The organism is Ruegeria discodermiae, assembly GCF_030758345.1.
Lineage (GTDB): Bacteria > Pseudomonadota > Alphaproteobacteria > Rhodobacterales > Rhodobacteraceae > Ruegeria_C.
On the sequence record NZ_JAVAMO010000012.1, the window covers coordinates 54,934 to 73,892 of the forward strand.

Here is an 18,959-nt window from a genome sequence, read left to right on the forward strand (position 1 = left end):
GACTGGGCTGTTTAGTTTGAGGCCTGACATTGATTGCGTCAGTCAACCAGCGACCCCATGTTTGTTTTGAGCGCAAATGCGAACAACGCCTGCCTAGTCGAGGCGATTTATTCAAGCTCGCCTGTTTCCTTTGCAGGCATATTCGTACTTTTTATATTGGTACTCTACAGATTGGATTGGAACTTCCGAGAGAGTATTCTGGAGCTTATTGGGCTTCGCGGTATGAAGAACATCTCAATATTGGAGATGTTTGTGATGGCCGCAACGTTTGGCGCAACCTTCTACGCACTGTTTGAAGTGCTGAAAACCTGCAATCCCTGAAGAGCCCGGGGCCAGCAAATCGCGCATATTCCTGGGCGGTCAAACTTTCCCTTGCCACCCACATCCGAACCCCCTATAGAGCGGCATCTTGCGGCTCCCCCGGCTTTGTCGGGGGATTCGTTTTTATCATTCATCCACCAGGCCCAAGGTCACCCGGGCAAATCGGGGCCTTCTGGTGTTTTGAGAAAAGGAAGAGGGCGATGAACGCCAACGAACTGCGTGACAAGACGCCGGACCAGCTCCGTGAGGATCTGGCCAATCTGAAAAAAGAAAGCTTCAACCTGCGCTTTCAGCAGGCCACCGGCCAGATGGAAAACACCGCTGGCATCAAGGCGGCCCGCCGCAACGCCGCGCGCGTGAAGACCATTCTGAATGAAAAGGCCGCTGCCGCGGCATCCGAGGAGTAATCAGATGCCCAAGCGTATCCTTGCAGGCACCGTCACCAGCGACGCCAACGAACAGACCGTAACCGTGTCGGTGGAACGCCGCTTCACGCACCCGGTTCTCAAAAAGACCATTCGTAAGTCCAAGAAATACCGGGCGCACGATGAGAAGAACACCTTCAAGGTAGGTGACTCGGTCCGCATCATCGAATGCGCGCCGAAATCGAAAACCAAACGTTGGGAAGTTCTGGAGGCGTAAGCCCCCAGGACTTTTCCTTTTTAGTCGAAACCCTGGGGGAACTAACAAGACCAGCCCCCACAGGTCGGGAGAAACCACATGATCCAGATGCAGACCAATCTGGATGTCGCTGACAACTCCGGCGCACGCCGAGTTCAGTGCATCAAGGTCCTGGGTGGTTCCAAGCGTAAATACGCCTCCGTCGGCGACATCATTGTCGTCTCGGTGAAGGAAGCCATCCCGCGCGGCCGCGTAAAGAAAGGGGACGTCCGCAAGGCCGTCGTCGTACGCACCGCCAAGGAAGTCCGTCGCGAAGACGGCACCGCGATCCGTTTTGATCGCAACGCCGCCGTCATCCTCAACAACAACAACGAGCCGGTCGGTACCCGTATCTTTGGCCCCGTTGTTCGCGAGCTGCGCGGCAAGAATTTCATGAAGATCATCTCGCTGGCTCCGGAGGTGCTCTGATGGCTGCGAAACTGAAAAAAGGCGACAAGGTCGTCGTGCTGGCCGGCAAGGACAAGGGCAAGGAAGGCACCATTGCTTCCGTTGACCCGAAAGCCGGCAAAGCTGTTGTCGATGGCCTGAACATCGCCATCCGCCACACCCGCCAGACCCAGAACAGCCAAGGTGGCCGCCTGCCCAAGGCCCTGCCGATCGAGCTGTCGAACCTGGCCTATCTGGACAAGAACGGCAAACCGACCCGCGTTGGCTTCCGCATGGAAGGCGACAAGAAGGTCCGTTTCGCCAAGACCACGGGGGACGTGATCGATGCTTGATTCTGCAACCTACACCCCGCGTCTGAAGGCCCAGTATGCCGACAGCATCCGCGCCGCTCTGAAAGAAGAGTTCGGCTACAAGAACGAGATGATGATCCCCAAGCTGGACAAGATCGTTCTGAACATCGGCTGCGGTGCCGAAGCGGTCAAAGACAGCAAGAAAGCCAAGTCGGCCCAGGAAGACCTGACGGCGATTGCCGGTCAGAAGGCCGTCATCACCAAGGCGAAGAAATCCATCGCGGGTTTCCGGGTTCGTGAAGACATGCCGCTGGGCGCGAAAGTGACCCTGCGCGGTGACCGCATGTATGATTTCCTGGATCGCCTGATCACCATCGCGATGCCCCGCATCCGTGACTTCCGCGGCGTGTCCGGCACCTCTTTCGACGGTCGTGGCAACTATGCCATGGGCATCAAAGAGCACATCGTGTTCCCCGAGATCGATTTCGACAAGGTCGATGAGGCTTGGGGCATGGACATCGTAATTGGCACCACAGCGAAAACCGACGCTGAAGCAAAGGCATTGTTGAAAGCATTCAACATGCCCTTCAACAGCTAAAAGCGCGGGAAGGAAAAGACATGGCTAAGAAAAGCATGATCGAACGCGAGAAGAAGCGCGAGCGCCTGGTGGCCAAATATGCTGCCAAACGTGCCGAGCTCAAAGAGATCGCGAATGACGAGAGCAAGCCGATGGAAGAGCGCTTCAAGGCGCGTCTGAAACTGGCGAAACTGCCGCGCAACAGCTCGGCAACCCGTCTGCACAACCGCTGCCAGCTCACCGGTCGTCCCCACGCTTACTACCGTAAGCTGAAGGTCAGCCGTATCGCGCTGCGCGAGCTGGGCTCTGCTGGTCAGATCCCCGGCATGGTGAAATCGAGCTGGTAAGGGAGAGACAGATATGAACGATCCTATCGGCGATATGCTCACCCGTATCCGCAACGCGCAGATGCGCGGCAAGTCTACCGTTTCCACCCCGGCCTCCAAGCTGCGCGGTTGGGTTCTGGACGTGCTGGCGGATGAGGGCTACATCCGTGGCTATGAAAAGACGACCGGCACCAACGGTCATCCGGCCATCGAAATCAGCCTGAAATACTACGAAGGCACCCCTGTTATTCGCGAACTGAAGCGGGTCTCCAAACCCGGTCGTCGCGTGTACATGGGCGTCAATGACATCCCGCAGGTCCGTCAGGGTCTGGGCGTGTCGATTGTCAGCACTCCGAAAGGTGTGATGTCGGACCAGAACGCACGCTCCAACAATGTTGGCGGCGAAGTGCTCTGCACCGTCTTCTAAGGAGGTCTGCAATGTCTCGTATTGGTAAAAAACCGGTCGAGCTGCCCAGCGGCGTATCCGCCGCTGTGTCGGGTCAGACCATCGAAGTGAAGGGTCCCAAGGGCACCCGCAGCTTCACCGCGACCGACGACGTGACCCTCAACGTTGAGGACAATGTTGTCACCATCGAGCCGCGCGGCAAATCCAAGCGCGCACGCCAGCAGTGGGGCATGTCCCGCACTGTGGTCGCCAACCTGGTGACCGGCGTGACCCAGGGTTTCAAGAAAGAGCTTGAGATCCAGGGTGTGGGTTACCGGGCGCAGATGCAGGGCAACACCCTGAAGCTGAACCTGGGCCTCAGCCACGACGTTGACTACGTCGCTCCGGAGGGCGTGACCATCACCGCTCCGAAGCAGACCGAAATCACCGTTGAGGGGATCGACGAACAGCAGGTCGGTCAGGTCGCCGCGGAGATCCGCGCCTGGCGCAAGCCCGAGCCCTACAAAGGCAAAGGCATCCGCTACAAGGGCGAGTTCATCTTCCGCAAGGAAGGCAAGAAAAAGTAAGGACGCAGATAATGGCAAACAGCAAAAGAACCCTGTTTCTGAAGCGCCGCCTGCGCGTTCGGAACAAACTTCGCAAGGTCAACGCGGGTCGTCCGCGCCTGTCCGTGCACCGCTCGAACAAGAACATCTCTGTTCAGTTGATCGACGATGTGCGTGGCGTGACCCTGGCCTCGGCCTCGACCCTGGAAAAAGATCTGGGTCTGGTCGGCAAGAACAACGTCGAAGCGGCCACCAAAGTGGGCGCGGTCATCGCCGAGCGTGCCAAGAAGGCAGGCGTCGAAGAGGCCTATTTCGATCGCGGTGGCTTCCTGTTCCACGGCAAGGTGAAGGCTCTGGCCGACGCTGCGCGTGAAGGTGGTCTGAAGATCTAAGACTTGCGGGCAGCTTCGCGGCTGCCCCGATGATCCGGGGGTCTCGGCAACAGCCGGGGCTCACTTGGATTGAACAAACGGCGCCGCTGGCGCCACCAATGAAAAGGATGCCAAGATGGCAGAACGTGAAAACCGTCGGGGCCGTGGTCGCGATCGCGACGAAGCGCCGGAATTTGCAGATCGCCTGGTCGCGATCAACCGTGTGTCGAAAACCGTAAAAGGTGGTAAGCGCTTTGGCTTCGCCGCTCTGGTGGTTGTCGGCGATCAGAAAGGCCGCGTCGGCTTTGGCAAGGGTAAAGCAAAAGAAGTGCCCGAGGCCATCCGCAAGGCAACCGAGCAAGCCAAGCGTCAGATGATCCGCGTGCAACTGCGCGAGGGCCGCACGCTGCACCACGACATCGAAGGCCGTCACGGAGCCGGTAAAGTGGTTATGCGGACCGCACCTGAAGGTACCGGGATCATCGCCGGTGGTCCGATGCGTGCCGTGTTCGAAATGCTGGGCGTCAAGGACGTTGTGTCCAAGTCGGTCGGTTCGCAGAACCCCTACAACATGATCCGCGCCACCATGAACGGTCTGCAGAAAGAGCAGAGCCCCCGCTCGGTCGCGCAGCGTCGTGGCAAGAAGGTTGCCGACATCCTGCCCAAGCGGGACGAAGCACCGGCTGCCGCCTCTGAAGCCGCTGAAGCGTAAGGAGACGGAAACATGGCAAAAACCATCGTCGTCAAGCAGATCGGCTCGCCGATCCGCCGCCCCGCAGACCAGCGCGCAACTCTGGTTGGCCTGGGCCTGAACAAGATGCACAAGACCCGCGAGCTGGAGGATACCCCCTCGGTCCGTGGCATGGTCAACAAGATCCCGCATCTGGTTGAGATCATCGAAGAGCGCGATTGATAGATGGGGTGAACCCCCGTCCAGCAATACAAAAACGCCCATGGGACACCGGGTACATTCCGGGTCTTGGTACGTAAAACGAACCCCTGCCGAGTTTTTCTCGGCAGGGGTTTGATTTTTTAGGACGATTTTCTGACAGTATCGCTCCCAAATCCGATCCAGCAGGGCCAGGATTGAGCACGCAGTGTCTGTCTTTCCTGGGTAACAATTCGACCTGTCGAAATGTCCAACGCGTATTGACACATCTCGTGGCCTCGGGCACTCAGTCCCCAGATGGTTCCTTATGGTGCGCCCAGGGGATGAAAAGGGAATACGGTGAGGTCTGCCAATCAGCGCCAAGTCCGTGACTGCCCCCGCAACTGTAAGCGGTGAGCAAAGCCAATCAGCCACTGGCCCTATGGCCGGGAAGGATGGCCAAGCAATGACCCGCAAGTCAGGAGACCTGCCATCACATGTTCAACCAACCCGGGGCGGGGCGTCCTGGAAGGAGGCTTTGATGGCACGTTTGCGACGTGTGTACATGACCGGCACCTTCCGTCTGCGCTTGGGCACAAGCGGAGCGGGTGATGCCGGACACAGCTGACCACTTCCTTCTGATCTGCACGACCTGCAAGGGCGGCCCGTCGGTTGGCTCCATGCGGGATATGTTGGCGGACAGGCTGCCCAAGGGTTTTGCGATCCGCGCCATCGACTGTATGGCTGGTTGCGATCACCCGGGAACGGTCGGGTTTCAGGCCAAGAACAAGGCGCAATACCTGTTCGGCGACATCCAGACCACGCAAGACATTGAGGCGCTGGCAGAATTTGCCGAGCAATACCGTCAAAGCCCGGATGGCTGGACCAACGCCACCGATCGCCCGCGCCCGTTATTGACCAAAACCCTGTCGCGGATGCCCCGGATTGCACAGGAGGTGCCGTCATGACGACCACCCCCTTTCTGATCGCCAAAGATCTGGAATACCGCGCCCCGAACGGTGAGGCTCTGCTGCAGGGCGTATCTTTCGAGCTGCACGAAGGTGCCATTCTTGCAATTGCGGGTCCCAACGGCGCCGGCAAGACCACCTTGCTGAACATGCTCTGTGGGGCAGAGGGGCTGGCCTTCGGGGATGTGTGGATCAAAGGGCGCCGACTGAAAGAGCTCTCGGCCAAAGACCGTGCCCAGATGATCGCGGTGGTCAGCCAGCAAGAACTCCCGGATGGGCGCCTGGCGCTGCGGGATTATGTTGCACTGGGGCAAATACCGATCCGGGCGGATCGCTCGACGGATGAACATGCCAGGGAACTCACCCGTATTCTCGAAATGACGGGACTCGGCGCGCTGGCCGACAAGCGGATGGGTCAGCTCTCCGGCGGGGAGCGTCAGCGCGCGCATATCGCCCGCGCCCTGGCGCAGAACCCATCGCTGCTGTTTCTGGATGAGCCCACCAACCATCTGGATCCTGACGCCAAGGGGCGGATGCTGTCGCTGGTTGCCGAATTGGGTATCACCGTGGTGATGATCGTCCACGATCTGGTGATGATCCCGGAATTCGCCACCCATGTCGCGCTGATGAAAGCAACACGGCTCACCGGTTTTGGCGCGGTGGCTGAGGTGCTGACCCCTGAACATGTGCGCGACACCTTTGGCGTTGATTTCCTGTGCTTTCACCATGAAGGCCGCGTGATCCCGGCGCTGGACATCCGAAAAACCGCTGTCTCAATTCAATCCTAGGAGTATTTCCCGATGAAACAAATCTGGTCCGTGGCGCTTGCCGCAGCCATGGCAAGCGGCGCGTCCGCGCACGAGGTGACGGTCGACAATTGCGGCGAACCTCTCGTGTTTGAAACCCAGCCCGAGCGGTTGGTCGTACATGACATGAACATGACCGACATGGCCTTTGCGCTGGGCTTGCAGGACAAGATTGTCGGGCTGACCGGCATTACCGGATGGTACAAGACCAGCCCGGAATTTGACACGTTGCGTGGCGATATCCCCGAGCTTGCGCCGAAATACCCGACCGTTGAGAACCTTGTCGCGGTTGAGCCCGACCTGTTCTTTGCGGGTTGGTATTATGGCATGAAGCCAGGCGGCGATGTCACGCCGGATACGCTGAAGCCATTCGGCATCAAGACCATGATCCTGACGGAAAGCTGTGTCCATCTGGACAAGGACCGCCCAGAGGCCAGCATGGACCTTCTGATTGATGATGTCTTGCGACTGGGCAAAGTCATGCATGTCGAGGATAAGGCCGAGGCTCTGGTCGCTGGCTGGAAAGATGAACTGACAGCAATCCAGACACAAACGGCGGATCTGCCAAAGCCCCGTGTCTTTCTACTCGATGGCCCGGCCGATGCACCCTTTACGGCGGGCAAGTTTGCGATCCCGGATGCGATGATCGCTGCCGCTGGTGGCGAGAATGTCACCCACGATATGGACACAAGCTGGGGCCGGAGTTCCTGGGAAGCGGTTGCAGCGGCAAATCCGGAATTTCTGGTGCTGCTGGATTACCAGACCGGCAATGGCGCGGCAGATACGTTCAAGTTCCTGCAGGAACACCCAGTGATGTCGCAAACCGATGCGGTGAAGAATGAACGCTGGATCGGGTTGCGCTACGAAGAGTTGACGCCGGGGCCCGCGAATATCGACGCGATCTCGAAAATGGCGCAGGCCATGCATCCGGCCCTCAACTGACATGGGCCGGATGGGCCTGACATTTCTGCTGGGGGCGGTCGTTCTGGCCGCCCTTTTGCTGGTTTCGACCATCTATGGCACCACAACTATCCCTCTGTCCGACACCGTTAACGCGGTTCTGCTGGGAACGGGGTTGGCCGAGGGCGAGATGTCGGCGCTGCATCGGATCGTCTTCGATCTGCGACTGCCCCGTGCCCTGTTTGCCGCCGTTATCGGGGCTGGCCTGGGGATCGTCGGCGTGGTCTTGCAAACCACAACGCGCAACGATCTGGCTGACCCATTCCTGTTTGGCCTGTCCTCGGGCGCCGCCGCCGGGGCGGTGTTCGTCATCACCGTGACCGGAGATATCCTGGGGTTTTGGACCTTGCCATTGGCTGCCTTTTGCGGCGGGCTTGTTGCATCAGGCATCGTCCTGGCGCTGGTTCATGGGTTGCGCACCAGCGCGCCGGAAAAGCTCATCCTCGCCGGGCTTGCCGTCTCTTTCCTGTTTTCGGCTATCACCAATTACCTGATCTTCGCCGGCGACAGCCGGGCGGCGCATTCGGTCATTTTCTGGATGCTGGGCGGGTTGGGATTGGCGAGGTGGGAGACATTTCCGCTCGTTTGCGCCGGGTTATTGCTGATCCTTAGCTATTCGCTGTACCGAAGCCGCTGGCTGGATGCGTTGCTGACCGGAGACCTCACCGCTTTGACCCTGGGTGTGCCGGTGCAGGGGCTAAGGTTCAGCATGTTCTTCGCCACCGCCCTTGCCACGGCTGTCTTTGTCTCGGTCGCCGGTGTCATCGGTTTTGTGGGTCTGATGGTCCCCCATATTGCACGCGGGATCGCCGGGCCGCTGCACAGCCAGCTATTGCCGACGGCTGCGCTGGTGGGCGCGGCCTTGCTGACCGGCTCGGACATCCTCAGCAGGCTGCTGTTGGCACCGCAGGAGCTGCCCGTCGGGATCGTCACCACCTCAATTGGTTCGGTTTTCGTTTTCCTGTTGCTGTTCAGAACGGCGAGAACCCGGAGATAACGGATGCGAGCACTCTGAAAACGGCCAAGGTCAGGGTTACCGTCTAGACCTCCCGCAACCAATTGTCGTGAAAGACCACACGGTCCAGATCGGCAAAACGACAGATGCGGTTCAACTCGGCCTCAAGCTTGCGCATCCGGCCTTTGGTCCAGCGGATGCCGGTTTCCGGCCAGAGGGCGCGCAGCTCAAGCGTGCCACGCTCGCGGGCTGCTTTCATATCGAGCCGCCCGACCAGACGGTTGCCTTCCAGCAGCGGAAAGACATAGTAGCCGTATTTGCGTTTGGCGGCGGGCACGAAGACCTCGATCCGATAGTGAAATCCGAACAGCCGCTCGGCCCGTTTGCGATCGCGCAAGGCCGGGTCGAACGGGGACAGGATGCGCAGTCGCCCCGGCAGCGCATCGCCTGCGGCCACCCCCGTCCCGGGACGTGCAAAGACACGCCGCAATGCCCCATCCGCGCATTCGATTTCGACCGTCTCGATATCTCCGGCCTGCTCCGCCCGGGCGCACCAGGCTTTCGCTTCCGCCGGTGTCGCGATGTCCCAGAACGCGGCCAACTCACCCGAGGTGGCAAAGCCCAGCCGGTCCAGTGCCGCATTGCACAGCCAGTCAACGGTGGCGGCCTCATCACACTCCATCGCGCCGGGGCAGAGATGCGCCTCGATCACCCGTTCAGTCAGGTCATAGCGTTTTCGGAACCCGTCACGCCCGATCACCGTCAACACGCCCGATCGCCAGAGATATTCCAGCGCCGTCTTGGACGGGTGCCAATCCCACCAGCCGCCCGAGCCCTTACGCTCATCCTTGCCCACATCAGAGGAGCAGGCCGGTCCATGATCGCGGATATGGGACAGAACCTCCTGGAACTGCTGCTCATAGCCCTCGCGTCGCGCGGCCTGCCAGCGGGATTTCAACGCTTCGGCGTCGCGGCGAAACTTCAGATGCCATTGCGGATAGAAGTCCATCGGAATGACCGCCGCATCATGGGTCCAGTGTTCGAACAACTGCCGGTCACGCTCATAAAGCCGCTTGAGATGCGCCGGGCGGTAGGCCGGGCGGCGGGCATAAAGGATCATGTCATGGGCGCGAGCGACCGTGTTGATGCTGTCCACCTGCACAAATCCCAGCCGCTGGATCAAAGCACTCAGGTCCGCGCCCTTGCCGGGGCCAGCTGGCGTGTCGGCCAAGCCATGACGGTCCAGAAACACATGCCGCGCGGTGCGGTTGTCCAGGCGGCGCACTGCCATCGCGTCAGCGCCGTTTGAGCGTATCGCCATAGCTGATCTTGGGGGTCAGGGTGATCCGCGACTCGATCTCTTGCTCGGGATCTTCCAGCCGTGTCGAGATGATCTGCGCCGCCGCGCGTCCGATCTCCAGCCGGCAGGCATCCATGGTGGCCAATTGCCGTGGCAGGCCCTGCAGCAGTTCCACATCGTTGAACCCGGCCAGGCCGATCTGGCCCGGAATATCAATGCCTTGTTCCAGCAGGTAGAGCAGGCCGCCCGCCCCGATCATGTCGTTGGAATAATAGAGGAAATCCAGCTCGGGTGAGCGTTCCAGCATGGCCTGCGTCATCTCGCGCCCCTTGGCCAGGGCCGAGCCCCCCGAATAGAAATCGCGATCCTCGATCTCGACCCCGTTTTTGGCGAGGACCTCGGTGAACCCCTCGAAGCGCTTTCGCGCCCGGTGATCCAGCGGCATCTTCGTGCCCATGAAGCCGATATGTTCGTAGCCTGCCTTCAGGATCGCCTTGGCCATCTCGCGCCCGGCGCGGCGGTGGGAAATGCCGACCATCGCATCCACTGGTTTACCGTCGGTATCCATGATTTCGACCACCGGAATGCCCGCCGCATCCAGCATCGCGCGCGCAGCTTCGGTATGTTCCAGTCCGGCAATGATCACCCCAGAAGGACGCCACGAGAGCATCTCATAGAGGACCTTTTCCTCTTTTTCCGGGAGGTAGTCGGTGACGCCAACGACTGGCTGCAAATCGGTATCTTCCAGCACCTGATTGATGCCGGTCAGAACCTCAGGAAAGACCATGTTCGAGAGCGACGGGATGATGACCGCCACCAGGTTGACCCGGCTTGATGCCAGTGACCCCGCGATCTTGTTGGGGACATAGCCCAGCTCTTTGGCTGCCGCCAGAACCCGGGCGCGGGTGGCGTCCGATACGTCGCCTCGATTGCGCAGCACGCGGCTGACGGTCATTTCGGATACGCCGGATGCCTCGGACACATCGCGGAGAGTGAGGGGGCGGGCGGTATCTGCGGCCAAGGTGTGATCCTGTGCTTGCTTGTTTGCGCTGATGCTAGCGCGAACGGAACGGCCTGTTCAACCACCGCGCCGATCTAATGCGAAGTCGTGGCATAAAAAATCGCTATCAGATTGTCGCTATTACCGCAGTTCGAACCCGCCCAGTCAGTCGACCACGCATGTCCCGTTAAGGGATGTCTCAACAAATTCATGCGCTTCAAGATCGCGCTGGTCGTTCTCGGCCAAGTCGGGCTGCAAATCGGTCCTTTCAGCTGCAGTGTTTCACCCGGTCTCGGGCCGCACAAAGACGCGCGAGGGGTGCAACTCACCCGATCGATAAAGGCCCACGGCCACGGCCTGACCGTCCAGCGAGGCCCAGGCCTCATCGCCGTACTCCACGTCCGAGGCCAGCACCATGCCGGGATTGCCGTTGCGCAGACGGGCCGCACCTTCGGGGGTGCATTTGAGCTCGGGCAGGTCTGCCAGCCCCTCTTCAAGCGGGCGCAGATAGGCGTCCAGATCGGGGCTCTGCGCCATCTCGTCGATCTGGTCGATGTTCAGGCCGTCCTCGGCGTCAAACGGTCCCGACCAGATGCGGCGAAGCGATTGGACATGGCCGTGGCAGCCCAGCGCCGCGCCCAGATCACGGGCGATGGAGCGCACATAGCCGCCTTTGCCGCAGGTCATTTCCAGCACAACGTGATCGGCATCGGGGCGATCCAGCAGCACCAGTTCCTCGACCCAGAGCGGGCGCGCGGCGAGGTCGATGTCCTCGCCGTCGCGGGCCAGCTTATAGGCGCGCTGGCCATCGATCTTGACCGCCGAGAACTTTGGCGGGACCTGCATGATGTCTCCGAGGAAGGGCTGCAGCGCCTCTTTGATCTCTTCATCGCCGGGGCGCGCGTCACTTTGCGCGATCACCTCGCCTTCGGCGTCGTCGGTATTGGTGGCCTGACCCAGCCGCACAGTGAACACATAAGCTTTCAGCGCATCAGTGATGTAGGGCACCGTCTTGGTCGCCTCACCCAGTGCCACAGCCAGGACTCCGGTTGCTTCAGGGTCCAGCGTACCGGCGTGACCCGCCTTGCGCGCCTGCAGCGCCCAACGGACCTTGTTTACCACCGCCGTCGAGGTCATGCCAGCGGGTTTGTCCACAACCAGCCAGCCGGAAATATCGCGCCCTTTGCGTTTGCGTGCCATGTCGTCTCTCGGGAATTGTCTGAGGCGCGCGGCCTAGCCGATCGCCCGCGCGCTGTCAAACGCGCTACTCGGCATCCACCACCACGCCGACAATGGGGCCGAGTGAGAAGCCAGCATCCGACCGACCGATTTGCGGCGCGTGCATGCGTGAGATATTGCCGTCGAAATAGAGCGCACTGGGCGTGTTCAGCACGTCGCGAAACAGGCTGCCGAACTGGTGGAAGGTGACCGCGTTGCGCGAGATGGCAAAGACCACGCGCTGCCCGTCCTCGCTGGTGCCAACCCCGTTGCGGATATAGCGCGAAGTGGAATCGGGCAGGAAGCGCGGGTGCAATTCGCCATCGATTACCAGCATCGGGCCGGATTGCGTGGCATCGCGGCATTGCGGTTGCTGGTCCTGATAGCTGAGCGTTTCAAACACATCGGCGCGGTCCTCGCGGATGCAGAAGATACCGTTGGGCAGCAGGCCGAAATTGCCAGGACCTGCATTGGGGATCACCCGCATCTCTTCCTGACCGTTTTCGATGTAATGTCCGACCGGCGAGCGGTCGTCGTGATACATCCCGGCATTCATCGCAAAGGCCAACTGCTTGCCCTGATCGGCCAGCGCGGCATCGACAGACTGGAAATGGCCCAGGATCTCACCCGCCTCGTCACGCAGGAAGAGGCGCAAATCCTCGGACCCGGCATCAGCCTCACAGACCGTGAAGCGATTGCCCTCATGCTCGATATCTGAACAGGTCAGCGCCGTGGCAGGCGCAGCCAGAACCATCAGCAGAGTGGCAGCAGCTCGTTTCACTCGTCCAGATCCCGGCGCACAGCGTCCTGACTGAACAGACGGCGGCTCTCATCCATCTGGTCAAAGGTTTCGTCCAGCCGGAACCGCAGATCGGGGGCGAATTTCAGCCCCACCTTCTTGCCGATCACCCGGCGCAGCTCGCCTTTGTTGCGGGCCAGCAGTTTCAGCACATCCTCCTGCCCCTTGCCGCCCAGGGGCAGGACGAAGGCGGTGGCGATCTTGAGGTCGGGCGAGGTGCGGACCTCGCCCACGGTGATCGACATGCGGTTCAGATCGGGGTCATGCACGTCGCCGCGGGCCAGCACCTCTGACAAGGTGCGGCGGATCAGCTCGCCGACGCGAAGCTGGCGCTGGGAAGGTCCGGGGCCATCGTGGAATTTGTTCTTTGCCATACCCCCCGATCTAAGCCGAACGAGAGGCTTTGCCAAGCGCCCCCCGAACGGGTAGGAGGCATAAAGCCGATCTGACGCGAGGATAAGTGACATGACCCATATTCCCGGCATCGCCATCACCGGAGCATCGGGCCGTATGGGCCAGATGCTGATCCGTACCGTGACCGACAGTGACAAGGCGCGGCTGGTGGGGGTCGTGGAGCGCAAGGGACATGACTGGGTCGGGCGTGACGTAGGCGAGGCCATGGGCGGTGCCGCCTTGGGGGTCACCGTCACCGACGACCCGCTGGAGGCGTTTGCCCCCGCGCAGGCGATCATAGATTTTACCGCACCCGCTGCGACGCTGGAATTTGCCGCGCTGGCGGCGCAGGCCCGTGCGGTGCATGTGATCGGCACCACCGGCATGAGTGACGAACAGATAGCCGCGCTGGAGCCTGCCGCGCGCCATGCGGTGATCGTGCGGGCGGGCAATATGAGCCTGGGCGTCAACCTGCTGACGCAACTGACCAAGAAGGTCGCCGCCGCCCTGGATGAGGATTTCGACATCGAGGTGATCGAGGCACATCACCACCACAAGGTCGACGCACCCTCGGGCACCGCGCTGATGCTGGGCGAGGCTGCCGCCGAGGGACGCGGCGTGGCGCTGGCGGATGTCTCGGACCGGGGTCGCGACGGCATCACCGGCGCGCGCAAGCGGGGCGATATCGGCTTCACCGCGATCCGGGGCGGCGACATTGTGGGCGAGCATGATGTACTGTTTGCCGCTGCTGGCGAGCGCATCACTCTGCGCCATGTGGCCACCGACCGGGCGATCTTTGCCCGTGGCGCGCTCAAGGCCGCGCTTTGGGGGCAAGGCAAACAGCCGGGGCAGTATGACATGGTGGATGTGCTGGGGCTGTAGATGGCCGAGCGGATGCAGATACCGCTGTCCTATGGGCATGCGCGCAGGTCTTGCCGGATGTCCGGGGCGTCTGGCTGACACCGGGTCTGCTCAAGACCCCTCTGGCAGAGACGCTTTCACAGCTGAGCCTGCCCTCGATAATGGTGCTGGGCACGGAAGATCCGTGCAATCTGCCCGAGGTGCTTGCCCCTTATGAGGTCCGGCCCGATATCAACCTGCATCTGCTGGAGGGCGTGGATCACGGGTTTCAGCATGTGTATGGCGCGCAGGCGGAAGCGGTCGCCATCACAGAAGTGGCTGATCTGGTGGCAAATTGGGTTGCCTCTCAGGCCTGAGCCATCAGTGTGATCAGGCAGCTGGCAATTGCTGTGTGGCGCAATGGATGCCGCCGCCGATCTCGCCCAATGCATCGACATTCAAAGGGATGATCTCACGGCCGGGATAGTGTCGTTGCAAGGCATCCTGCGCGATCTGGTCGGCCTCCGTATCGCCGAACTGCGCGGCGATCACCGCGCCGTTGCAGACATAGTAGTTGGCATAAGAGGCCACGAAATCAAAACTTTCGACCCGGCGGATTTCGGGTTCAGGGATGGTTTCGACCTCCAGCCCTTCCTCGACGAGGCGGTCATGCGTGTCGAGGGCAGCCATGTGGAACGGATCGCCGGGGTCGGGATCATCCGGCAGGTTGATCAGCACGCGGCCCGGCCCGGTGAAGCGGGCGAGACTGTCGATATGGTAGTCGGTGATATCCTCGTCCCAGACCCCATCGGACCAGATCATCCGTTCGCCTCCATAGGCGCGCAGCAGGCGGTCCTCGATCTGGTCGCGGGTCCAGCCCGGATTGCGGTTGTCATTTACCCAGGGGCTTTCATGCGCCATCAGCAGGCCGTGCCCGTCCTGTTCAACCCCGCCCGCTTCTCCGATAATGCCGCTCGGGATCAGGTCGAAGCCCAGACGCCGCGCGGCTTCGGCGGCGATGCGACCGTCACGCTTGTGAATCTGTCTGTTCCCCCAGCCATTGAACCGGATATGGCTGACCACGCGCTGGCCGGTGGATGTGGTCGCAAAAAGCGGGCCGGAATCGCGGCACCACAGATCCTCGGTCGGGATATCCCAGAGCGTGACTGCCTGCGTCAGCCGCGCCCGCGCACCGGCGTGCTCAGAGGCATCTGCCAGCATGATGACCGGCTCGAACCGGGCAATCGTATTGGCAATGTCGGCAATGGTGGCTTGCAGCACCTCCAGAAATACGCGATCGCGATGGACCTGCCTGCTTGCGGGCCATTGCATGAAGGTCGCCTCATGCGGCGCCTCTTCGGCGGGCACCGCGAAACTGAAATCCGATGCCGCCATGGCAGGCCCTCCAAACAGGCAGAACGCGCCCAGTTGAGCTTGCGTTGCCAGAAATACGCGCCGCTCCATCTGCTGCGCCTATCGGAACGCGGCGAGGCCCGCCGGTTCGCTATCGCCTGTTGCGTCCTGCTCAACCTGTGCAAAAAGCTGACCAAGGCGCTCATGCCATGTCGGGAATTGGCCCGACACGGCCAGCGCAAGCCGTTCGGCTCCCAGCGAAATCCCCAGCGGGGCGGTTTCGCCCGCGATCACGATCTCGCCGATTTCGGTCCAGTTGGCCGAGGCGGGATAGCTGGTCGGGGCGGGTTCATCGATATCGCCCACGCGGTAGTAAACCCCCATCGTGACAAAGAAATCCTCACCGCTCGGATCGGGGAAGAAATAGCCCGACCCATCGCGCGCGTCGAAGGCTTCCTCGGCATCGCGCAGGATCACCTTTTCGCCGTAGGGCAGACCCATTTCATCCAGCACCGGGCGCATGTCCTCGGAGTCAGGCACGCTGACAAACGCCAGCCGCGACGGGTCGAGCCCGAACCCTTCGGTCAGCAGGCGGATCATCAAACGGGTCTGGTCGGCCTTGCCGAGGCTGTTGGGCGGATGGCAGCCAACTTCGTGAAAGATCGGCAGGACATCGGCGCGGTGGCGTTCCGCGATGTCTTCGACGCGGGCGAGGGGTTGGATCACGAAGCCCCCCTGCGGCAGGGCGGATTGGTCGAAATCATGGCGCAGCCCGCCATTATAGGCCGGATTGCCGGACAGGATCGAAAGCGGTGCGACCTCTTGCAAGCCCTGCGCGCCGAGCGCTTCCCGCAGGCGTCTCAGAACGTCGTCATAAGAGGCCTCGAAGGCGGCGTTCTGTGGCGTGGCCAGCGCCACTGAAGGAAGCATCGCGCCAAGTGTTGCGGCGGTGCCCAGTTTGATCACTTCGCGTCGGTCCATGGTCATGCTCTGATCTCCCTCCGATTGCGCGCGCAAGACGCTAAAGCCTGGTCACAGCCTATATAAGACTGGATTTTGCAGCTATCTCAATCTGACGTGAAGACTGTATTGCGCTTTCTTCATCTCGCGCGTGGGGTCAGAGCGTCTTGATCCTGTCTGCGTGCAGGGGGCAGGCGAGGTAGACGCCGAATTCCTGTCCGATATCGGCGCTGACGCGGGCATGCACGGCCCCCTGACGGTCAAGGAAACGCTGGCTGTCTTCGACCGGAAAGATCCCCTCATGCCAGATGCCGGGATGGATATAGAGCCCGCGCGTGCCGTCGCACCAGAAGGCCACAACCTTGTCGGGCGTCAGGTTGTCGCCGGGTAGGGCGGCGGGGATGATGAAGGGTTTGCGCTCAAGCGGAAAGAACAACTGCCCGCCATCGGGATGATAGTTCATATGCCACAGCAGCACCTGATCGCGCGGCGCGGTTCGGGTTTCGGCGCTGGCCTGTTGCGGGTCGGTGGACCAGCCCAACACATAATGGCCGTTCACCGCTTCGTTTTCGCCATAGAGCACGTCACCCTTCCAGTCGCCCCTGAACGTGCCCTCAACCCAGCCGCCCTCGTCGCCGGTACCCTCATCGATGGGCCGCCAGCCCTGTTGCGGCCAGCGGGTGATCTCGATCTCGAACCCGCCGGGGTCATCGACAAGGCAGCCATAGCCCTTAACGCTGCCCTCGGTGGCGCGGATCAGCGGCACCTCATGCCAGGGCAGCGAGGGCTTACTGCTGGCTTCGAAGATATACTCCGGTGCGCTCATGTCGCCGCCATATGCTGATCGACGATGCGCTGCACCATCGGGGCAAAATGGTGGAAATCGGGCGTTTCCATATCATCGCGCTTGCCCGCCTCGTCCAGATACCGCACCTGAATGATCTTTTCGAGGTTTGGGTTCTGTTCGAACGCGGCCACTTCCTCGGCGCTCATCGGTCCGCCCTGAAGGTTCAGCGAGTGGATCGACGCCTCGGAGAGCCGTTCGAAGTATTCCGGCCTGGTGGCGCAGAGGTAGCGCTTAGCGGCGACGTGGTAGAGCACGCAATCGGTGACAACGCTGGGAAAGAACGGGGCCAGAACCTCGGCGCCCGCATCCTCATGAAAGCGATCTTCGGTGTCGTCCATGCTGAAGGTGCCGAATTCAGAGGTGAAATGGCCGATATCGTGCAGCAGAGTGGCGACGATGATGTCCTCGGGCAGACCGTTTTGCTCGGCGATGGTGGCGCCCTGCAGCATGTGCTCGGCCATGGTAACGGGTTCGCCCAGATATTCCTCACCACCGCGCCGGTCGAAGATATCGGCCAGAAAGGCCACAATTGTATCGCGGGTCAGGTCAGGTTTGCCGGTCATTCCGCCGCCTCCGGCTGCACCCTGTCGAGCGCGGCCAAGGTCGACAACAGCCCGTCCCGATCTGCGTAGCAGCCTTGCAGCCAGCGCGATCCGGCACCGGAATAGCCGGTGCGGGCGTGCAATACACGGGTGTTGTCGACGATGAAGCTTTCGCCTGGTTCCAGCTTGAAGGCGACGCCCATGGCGGGGTCGTCGATGATGTCGGCGAATTGCCGGTAGGCCTCATAGTAATCTTCCATCCGCTCAAACGGGATGTCCACAAATGGGGAGGATGAGCGGTTGTTGAAGCGGATCGCGACCAGTTCGCCATCCGGTGACAGCTCGATCATCGGGCGGCGCGAGCGCAGGCAGACGCCATCGCTGCCGCTATATTCGAACCGGGCCGGGTGATGCGCAAGCAGCGCGAACCCCTCGGGGTTCTCCGCGCGCAGTCGCTGGGCCGCACGAAACCCGTCCACCACGATGGATTCGCCACCCTCGGCGGAATTCTCAAGACAATAGAGGATCTGCAGCCCCGGCACCGGGTCCCGATAGGGATTGTCGGTATGGGCCTGAAGCCCCAGCCCGGTATAGGCCAGATTGCTTGGGTTGACCTCAGTCCGGACCTCGAAATAGCGACCATAACTGGTCTCACGCACATAACCGAACAGGTCAACGACGCGCAGCAGCGACTCGGGCTCAACCGGACCGCCGGTCAGCCGGGCAAAGCCGTATTGAGCCACCGCCGCGAGCCAGCCGCGTTTCGCGCGCGGATTGGCATGGACCGCATTCCAGTCGGCGCTGGGCGGCGTCAGCGCGCGATCCCATGTGGTGATGCTAGGCGCGGTGCGGCCTAAGTCGCGCGGGTGGTCGCGGTCATAGGCGTGATCGGCCAGCCAGTCAGCGGGAAAGAGCACGGTTTTGCCTTCGGGCTGGAACGTGACCTCAAGATCGCCCTGCACAATGCGCGCGGCGCTGATCGTGGTATCTGCGGGTATGTCACCGATGGTGATCAGCCGCTGCCCGTTGCCCGGCGCGCGGGTTTCGGGGTCAAGCGCGTTGTCGCGCAGCCAGATGGCGTGGAAGCGGGTGGCGACCCCATCGTCATCGCTGACGGTGACAATGGGGCCGGAGTGAGTGGCGGTGCGCAGCATATCGGGTCTCTCCTGATCGCATCGCGGGAGTGCTTGAGGGAATACCGGCGGCATGGCATTAAGACAATTAATCCTTGTTCGGTCTGAGGCCT

At 61.3% G+C, this 18,959-nt stretch carries 28 protein-coding genes and 1 riboswitch; of the genes, 18 read left to right on the top strand and 10 right to left on the bottom strand.

From position 1 onward, the window contains the following. Window positions 1–33 precede the first annotated feature (33 nt). The 16 genes from Q5Y75_RS20240 (at window position 34) to Q5Y75_RS20315 (ending at window position 8,503) form a co-directional block, all read left to right on the top strand. The gene (locus tag Q5Y75_RS20240) at window positions 34–321 is read left to right on the top strand and encodes a hypothetical protein (RefSeq protein WP_306200993.1); all 288 of its coding nucleotides are present in this window, start codon (window positions 34–36) and stop codon (window positions 319–321) included. A 200-nt stretch (window positions 322–521) separates the two neighbouring features. After that, the gene (gene rpmC / locus Q5Y75_RS20245) at window positions 522–728 is read left to right on the top strand and encodes a 50S ribosomal protein L29 (protein ID WP_306200994.1); all 207 of its coding nucleotides are present in this window, start codon (window positions 522–524) and stop codon (window positions 726–728) included. Between the two features lie 4 nt (window positions 729–732). Next, window positions 733–963: a 30S ribosomal protein S17 gene (gene rpsQ / locus Q5Y75_RS20250; protein ID WP_306200995.1), complete on the top strand. Its 231-nt coding sequence runs from the start codon at window positions 733–735 to the stop codon at window positions 961–963. 78 nt (window positions 964–1,041) lie between these two features. Further along, window positions 1,042–1,410 carry a 50S ribosomal protein L14 gene (gene rplN, locus Q5Y75_RS20255; protein WP_008757934.1) on the top strand — a complete coding sequence of 123 codons (369 nt, stop codon included), beginning with the start codon at window positions 1,042–1,044 and terminating at the stop codon, window positions 1,408–1,410. Then, entirely contained in the window at window positions 1,410–1,721 is a 312-nt protein-coding gene (gene rplX, locus Q5Y75_RS20260) for a 50S ribosomal protein L24 (RefSeq protein WP_306200996.1), read from the top strand. The genes rplN and rplX overlap by 1 nt, the downstream gene beginning before the upstream one ends. Next, the gene (gene rplE, locus Q5Y75_RS20265) at window positions 1,714–2,277 is read left to right on the top strand and encodes a 50S ribosomal protein L5 (RefSeq protein ID WP_306200997.1); all 564 of its coding nucleotides are present in this window, start codon (window positions 1,714–1,716) and stop codon (window positions 2,275–2,277) included. Before rplX ends, rplE begins: the two co-directional genes overlap by 8 nt. A 20-nt stretch (window positions 2,278–2,297) precedes the next feature. Then, a complete protein-coding gene (gene rpsN / locus Q5Y75_RS20270) occupies window positions 2,298–2,603 on the top strand; it encodes a 30S ribosomal protein S14 (protein WP_306200998.1) in 306 nt (101 codons plus the stop codon). Window positions 2,604–2,616: 13 nt separating this feature from the next. Then, window positions 2,617–3,009, top strand: a complete 393-nt coding sequence (rpsH, locus tag Q5Y75_RS20275) for a 30S ribosomal protein S8 (protein ID WP_306200999.1) — start codon at window positions 2,617–2,619, stop codon at window positions 3,007–3,009. Window positions 3,010–3,020: 11 nt separating this feature from the next. Continuing rightward, complete coding sequence (gene rplF, locus Q5Y75_RS20280; protein ID WP_306201000.1) at window positions 3,021–3,554, top strand: 50S ribosomal protein L6; 534 nt, start codon at window positions 3,021–3,023, stop codon at window positions 3,552–3,554. An 11-nt stretch (window positions 3,555–3,565) separates the two neighbouring features. Next, window positions 3,566–3,925 carry a 50S ribosomal protein L18 gene (gene rplR / locus Q5Y75_RS20285; protein WP_306201002.1) on the top strand — a complete coding sequence of 120 codons (360 nt, stop codon included), beginning with the start codon at window positions 3,566–3,568 and terminating at the stop codon, window positions 3,923–3,925. Window positions 3,926–4,040: 115 nt separating this feature from the next. After that, window positions 4,041–4,616 carry a 30S ribosomal protein S5 gene (gene rpsE, locus Q5Y75_RS20290; protein WP_306201003.1) on the top strand — a complete coding sequence of 192 codons (576 nt, stop codon included), beginning with the start codon at window positions 4,041–4,043 and terminating at the stop codon, window positions 4,614–4,616. Between the two features lie 12 nt (window positions 4,617–4,628). Further along, window positions 4,629–4,817, top strand: coding sequence for a 50S ribosomal protein L30 (gene rpmD, locus Q5Y75_RS20295; RefSeq protein WP_008559881.1), 189 nt, complete (start codon window positions 4,629–4,631; stop codon window positions 4,815–4,817). A 257-nt stretch (window positions 4,818–5,074) separates the two neighbouring features. After that, a riboswitch (cobalamin riboswitch) is annotated at window positions 5,075–5,281 on the top strand. Between the two features lie 102 nt (window positions 5,282–5,383). Next, window positions 5,384–5,740, top strand: coding sequence for a DUF1636 family protein (locus Q5Y75_RS20300; protein ID WP_306201005.1), 357 nt, complete (start codon window positions 5,384–5,386; stop codon window positions 5,738–5,740). Continuing rightward, window positions 5,737–6,528 carry an ABC transporter ATP-binding protein gene (locus Q5Y75_RS20305; RefSeq protein ID WP_306201006.1) on the top strand — a complete coding sequence of 264 codons (792 nt, stop codon included), beginning with the start codon at window positions 5,737–5,739 and terminating at the stop codon, window positions 6,526–6,528. The genes Q5Y75_RS20300 and Q5Y75_RS20305 overlap by 4 nt, the downstream gene beginning before the upstream one ends. Before the next feature lie 12 nt (window positions 6,529–6,540). Further along, window positions 6,541–7,488, top strand: coding sequence for an ABC transporter substrate-binding protein (locus tag Q5Y75_RS20310; RefSeq protein WP_306201007.1), 948 nt, complete (start codon window positions 6,541–6,543; stop codon window positions 7,486–7,488). Window positions 7,489–7,498: 10 nt separating this feature from the next. Then, the gene (locus Q5Y75_RS20315; RefSeq protein ID WP_306201008.1) at window positions 7,499–8,503 is read left to right on the top strand and encodes a FecCD family ABC transporter permease; all 1,005 of its coding nucleotides are present in this window, start codon (window positions 7,499–7,501) and stop codon (window positions 8,501–8,503) included. A 43-nt stretch (window positions 8,504–8,546) separates the two neighbouring features. Here Q5Y75_RS20315 and Q5Y75_RS20320 read toward each other — a convergent pair whose 3' ends face one another. The 5 genes from Q5Y75_RS20320 to rbfA all read right to left on the bottom strand — a co-directional run bounded on the left by Q5Y75_RS20320 (window position 8,547) and on the right by rbfA (window position 13,152). Beyond that, window positions 8,547–9,752, bottom strand: coding sequence for a winged helix-turn-helix domain-containing protein (locus Q5Y75_RS20320; RefSeq protein ID WP_306201149.1), 1,206 nt, complete (start codon window positions 9,750–9,752; stop codon window positions 8,547–8,549). A 4-nt stretch (window positions 9,753–9,756) separates the two neighbouring features. Beyond that, window positions 9,757–10,782, bottom strand: coding sequence for a LacI family DNA-binding transcriptional regulator (locus tag Q5Y75_RS20325; RefSeq protein WP_306201010.1), 1,026 nt, complete (start codon window positions 10,780–10,782; stop codon window positions 9,757–9,759). 261 nt (window positions 10,783–11,043) lie between these two features. Beyond that, the gene (truB, locus tag Q5Y75_RS20330) at window positions 11,044–11,961 is read right to left on the bottom strand and encodes a tRNA pseudouridine(55) synthase TruB (protein ID WP_306201012.1); all 918 of its coding nucleotides are present in this window, start codon (window positions 11,959–11,961) and stop codon (window positions 11,044–11,046) included. Window positions 11,962–12,025: 64 nt separating this feature from the next. Next, entirely contained in the window at window positions 12,026–12,733 is a 708-nt protein-coding gene (locus Q5Y75_RS20335) for a phosphodiester glycosidase family protein (protein ID WP_306201151.1), read from the bottom strand. 23 nt (window positions 12,734–12,756) lie between these two features. Next, window positions 12,757–13,152, bottom strand: coding sequence for a 30S ribosome-binding factor RbfA (gene rbfA, locus Q5Y75_RS20340; RefSeq protein ID WP_306201014.1), 396 nt, complete (start codon window positions 13,150–13,152; stop codon window positions 12,757–12,759). A gap of 91 nt (window positions 13,153–13,243) precedes the next feature. On the opposite strand from rbfA, the gene dapB reads away from it, so the two are divergent. Together dapB and Q5Y75_RS20350 are read left to right on the top strand one after the other, a co-directional pair. After that, window positions 13,244–14,053, top strand: coding sequence for a 4-hydroxy-tetrahydrodipicolinate reductase (gene dapB / locus Q5Y75_RS20345; protein WP_306201015.1), 810 nt, complete (start codon window positions 13,244–13,246; stop codon window positions 14,051–14,053). A 50-nt stretch (window positions 14,054–14,103) separates the two neighbouring features. Next, window positions 14,104–14,388: a hypothetical protein gene (locus tag Q5Y75_RS20350; RefSeq protein WP_306201017.1), complete on the top strand. Its 285-nt coding sequence runs from the start codon at window positions 14,104–14,106 to the stop codon at window positions 14,386–14,388. A 13-nt stretch (window positions 14,389–14,401) separates the two neighbouring features. On the opposite strand, the gene Q5Y75_RS20355 is transcribed toward Q5Y75_RS20350, so the two are convergent. From Q5Y75_RS20355 to tmpA, 5 genes are all read right to left on the bottom strand, one after another. After that, window positions 14,402–15,475, bottom strand: a complete 1,074-nt coding sequence (locus Q5Y75_RS20355) for an agmatine deiminase family protein (RefSeq protein WP_371933293.1) — start codon at window positions 15,473–15,475, stop codon at window positions 14,402–14,404. 9 nt (window positions 15,476–15,484) lie between these two features. Next, the gene (locus Q5Y75_RS20360) at window positions 15,485–16,351 is read right to left on the bottom strand and encodes a hypothetical protein (RefSeq protein WP_306201018.1); all 867 of its coding nucleotides are present in this window, start codon (window positions 16,349–16,351) and stop codon (window positions 15,485–15,487) included. A 130-nt stretch (window positions 16,352–16,481) separates the two neighbouring features. Beyond that, the gene (locus Q5Y75_RS20365; RefSeq protein ID WP_306201020.1) at window positions 16,482–17,150 is read right to left on the bottom strand and encodes an ureidoglycolate lyase; all 669 of its coding nucleotides are present in this window, start codon (window positions 17,148–17,150) and stop codon (window positions 16,482–16,484) included. Then, window positions 17,147–17,734 (bottom strand): (R)-1-hydroxy-2-trimethylaminoethylphosphonate oxygenase, encoded by a 588-nt coding sequence (tmpB, locus tag Q5Y75_RS20370; RefSeq protein WP_306201023.1) that lies wholly within the window; start codon window positions 17,732–17,734, stop codon window positions 17,147–17,149. The genes Q5Y75_RS20365 and tmpB overlap by 4 nt, the downstream gene beginning before the upstream one ends. Further along, entirely contained in the window at window positions 17,731–18,867 is a 1,137-nt protein-coding gene (tmpA, locus tag Q5Y75_RS20375; protein ID WP_306201025.1) for a 2-trimethylaminoethylphosphonate dioxygenase, read from the bottom strand. Before tmpA ends, tmpB begins: the two co-directional genes overlap by 4 nt. Window positions 18,868–18,959: the final 92 nt, after the last annotated feature.

Coding starts and splice junctions, on each gene's coding strand:
- rpsE (WP_306201003.1), top strand. CDS start 4,041: ATGGCAGAACGTGAAAACCGTCGGGGCCGTGGTCGCGATCGCGACGAA.
- Q5Y75_RS20335 (WP_306201151.1), bottom strand. CDS start 12,733: ATGGTTCTGGCTGCGCCTGCCACGGCGCTGACCTGTTCAGATATCGAG.
- rplX (WP_306200996.1), top strand. CDS start 1,410: ATGGCTGCGAAACTGAAAAAAGGCGACAAGGTCGTCGTGCTGGCCGGC.
- rpsH (WP_306200999.1), top strand. CDS start 2,617: ATGAACGATCCTATCGGCGATATGCTCACCCGTATCCGCAACGCGCAG.
- Q5Y75_RS20365 (WP_306201020.1), bottom strand. CDS start 17,150: ATGAGCGCACCGGAGTATATCTTCGAAGCCAGCAGTAAGCCCTCGCTG.
- rplE (WP_306200997.1), top strand. CDS start 1,714: ATGCTTGATTCTGCAACCTACACCCCGCGTCTGAAGGCCCAGTATGCC.
- rplF (WP_306201000.1), top strand. CDS start 3,021: ATGTCTCGTATTGGTAAAAAACCGGTCGAGCTGCCCAGCGGCGTATCC.
- rpmD (WP_008559881.1), top strand. CDS start 4,629: ATGGCAAAAACCATCGTCGTCAAGCAGATCGGCTCGCCGATCCGCCGC.
- Q5Y75_RS20305 (WP_306201006.1), top strand. CDS start 5,737: ATGACGACCACCCCCTTTCTGATCGCCAAAGATCTGGAATACCGCGCC.
- Q5Y75_RS20320 (WP_306201149.1), bottom strand. CDS start 9,752: ATGGCAGTGCGCCGCCTGGACAACCGCACCGCGCGGCATGTGTTTCTG.
- rbfA (WP_306201014.1), bottom strand. CDS start 13,152: ATGGCAAAGAACAAATTCCACGATGGCCCCGGACCTTCCCAGCGCCAG.
- tmpB (WP_306201023.1), bottom strand. CDS start 17,734: ATGACCGGCAAACCTGACCTGACCCGCGATACAATTGTGGCCTTTCTG.
- rpmC (WP_306200994.1), top strand. CDS start 522: ATGAACGCCAACGAACTGCGTGACAAGACGCCGGACCAGCTCCGTGAG.
- rpsN (WP_306200998.1), top strand. CDS start 2,298: ATGGCTAAGAAAAGCATGATCGAACGCGAGAAGAAGCGCGAGCGCCTG.
- Q5Y75_RS20360 (WP_306201018.1), bottom strand. CDS start 16,351: ATGACCATGGACCGACGCGAAGTGATCAAACTGGGCACCGCCGCAACA.
- Q5Y75_RS20355 (WP_371933293.1), bottom strand. CDS start 15,475: ATGGAGCGGCGCGTATTTCTGGCAACGCAAGCTCAACTGGGCGCGTTC.
- rpsQ (WP_306200995.1), top strand. CDS start 733: ATGCCCAAGCGTATCCTTGCAGGCACCGTCACCAGCGACGCCAACGAA.
- rplN (WP_008757934.1), top strand. CDS start 1,042: ATGATCCAGATGCAGACCAATCTGGATGTCGCTGACAACTCCGGCGCA.
- Q5Y75_RS20300 (WP_306201005.1), top strand. CDS start 5,384: ATGCCGGACACAGCTGACCACTTCCTTCTGATCTGCACGACCTGCAAG.
- Q5Y75_RS20310 (WP_306201007.1), top strand. CDS start 6,541: ATGAAACAAATCTGGTCCGTGGCGCTTGCCGCAGCCATGGCAAGCGGC.
- truB (WP_306201012.1), bottom strand. CDS start 11,961: ATGGCACGCAAACGCAAAGGGCGCGATATTTCCGGCTGGCTGGTTGTG.
- tmpA (WP_306201025.1), bottom strand. CDS start 18,867: ATGCTGCGCACCGCCACTCACTCCGGCCCCATTGTCACCGTCAGCGAT.
- Q5Y75_RS20315 (WP_306201008.1), top strand. CDS start 7,499: ATGGGCCTGACATTTCTGCTGGGGGCGGTCGTTCTGGCCGCCCTTTTG.
- dapB (WP_306201015.1), top strand. CDS start 13,244: ATGACCCATATTCCCGGCATCGCCATCACCGGAGCATCGGGCCGTATG.
- rplR (WP_306201002.1), top strand. CDS start 3,566: ATGGCAAACAGCAAAAGAACCCTGTTTCTGAAGCGCCGCCTGCGCGTT.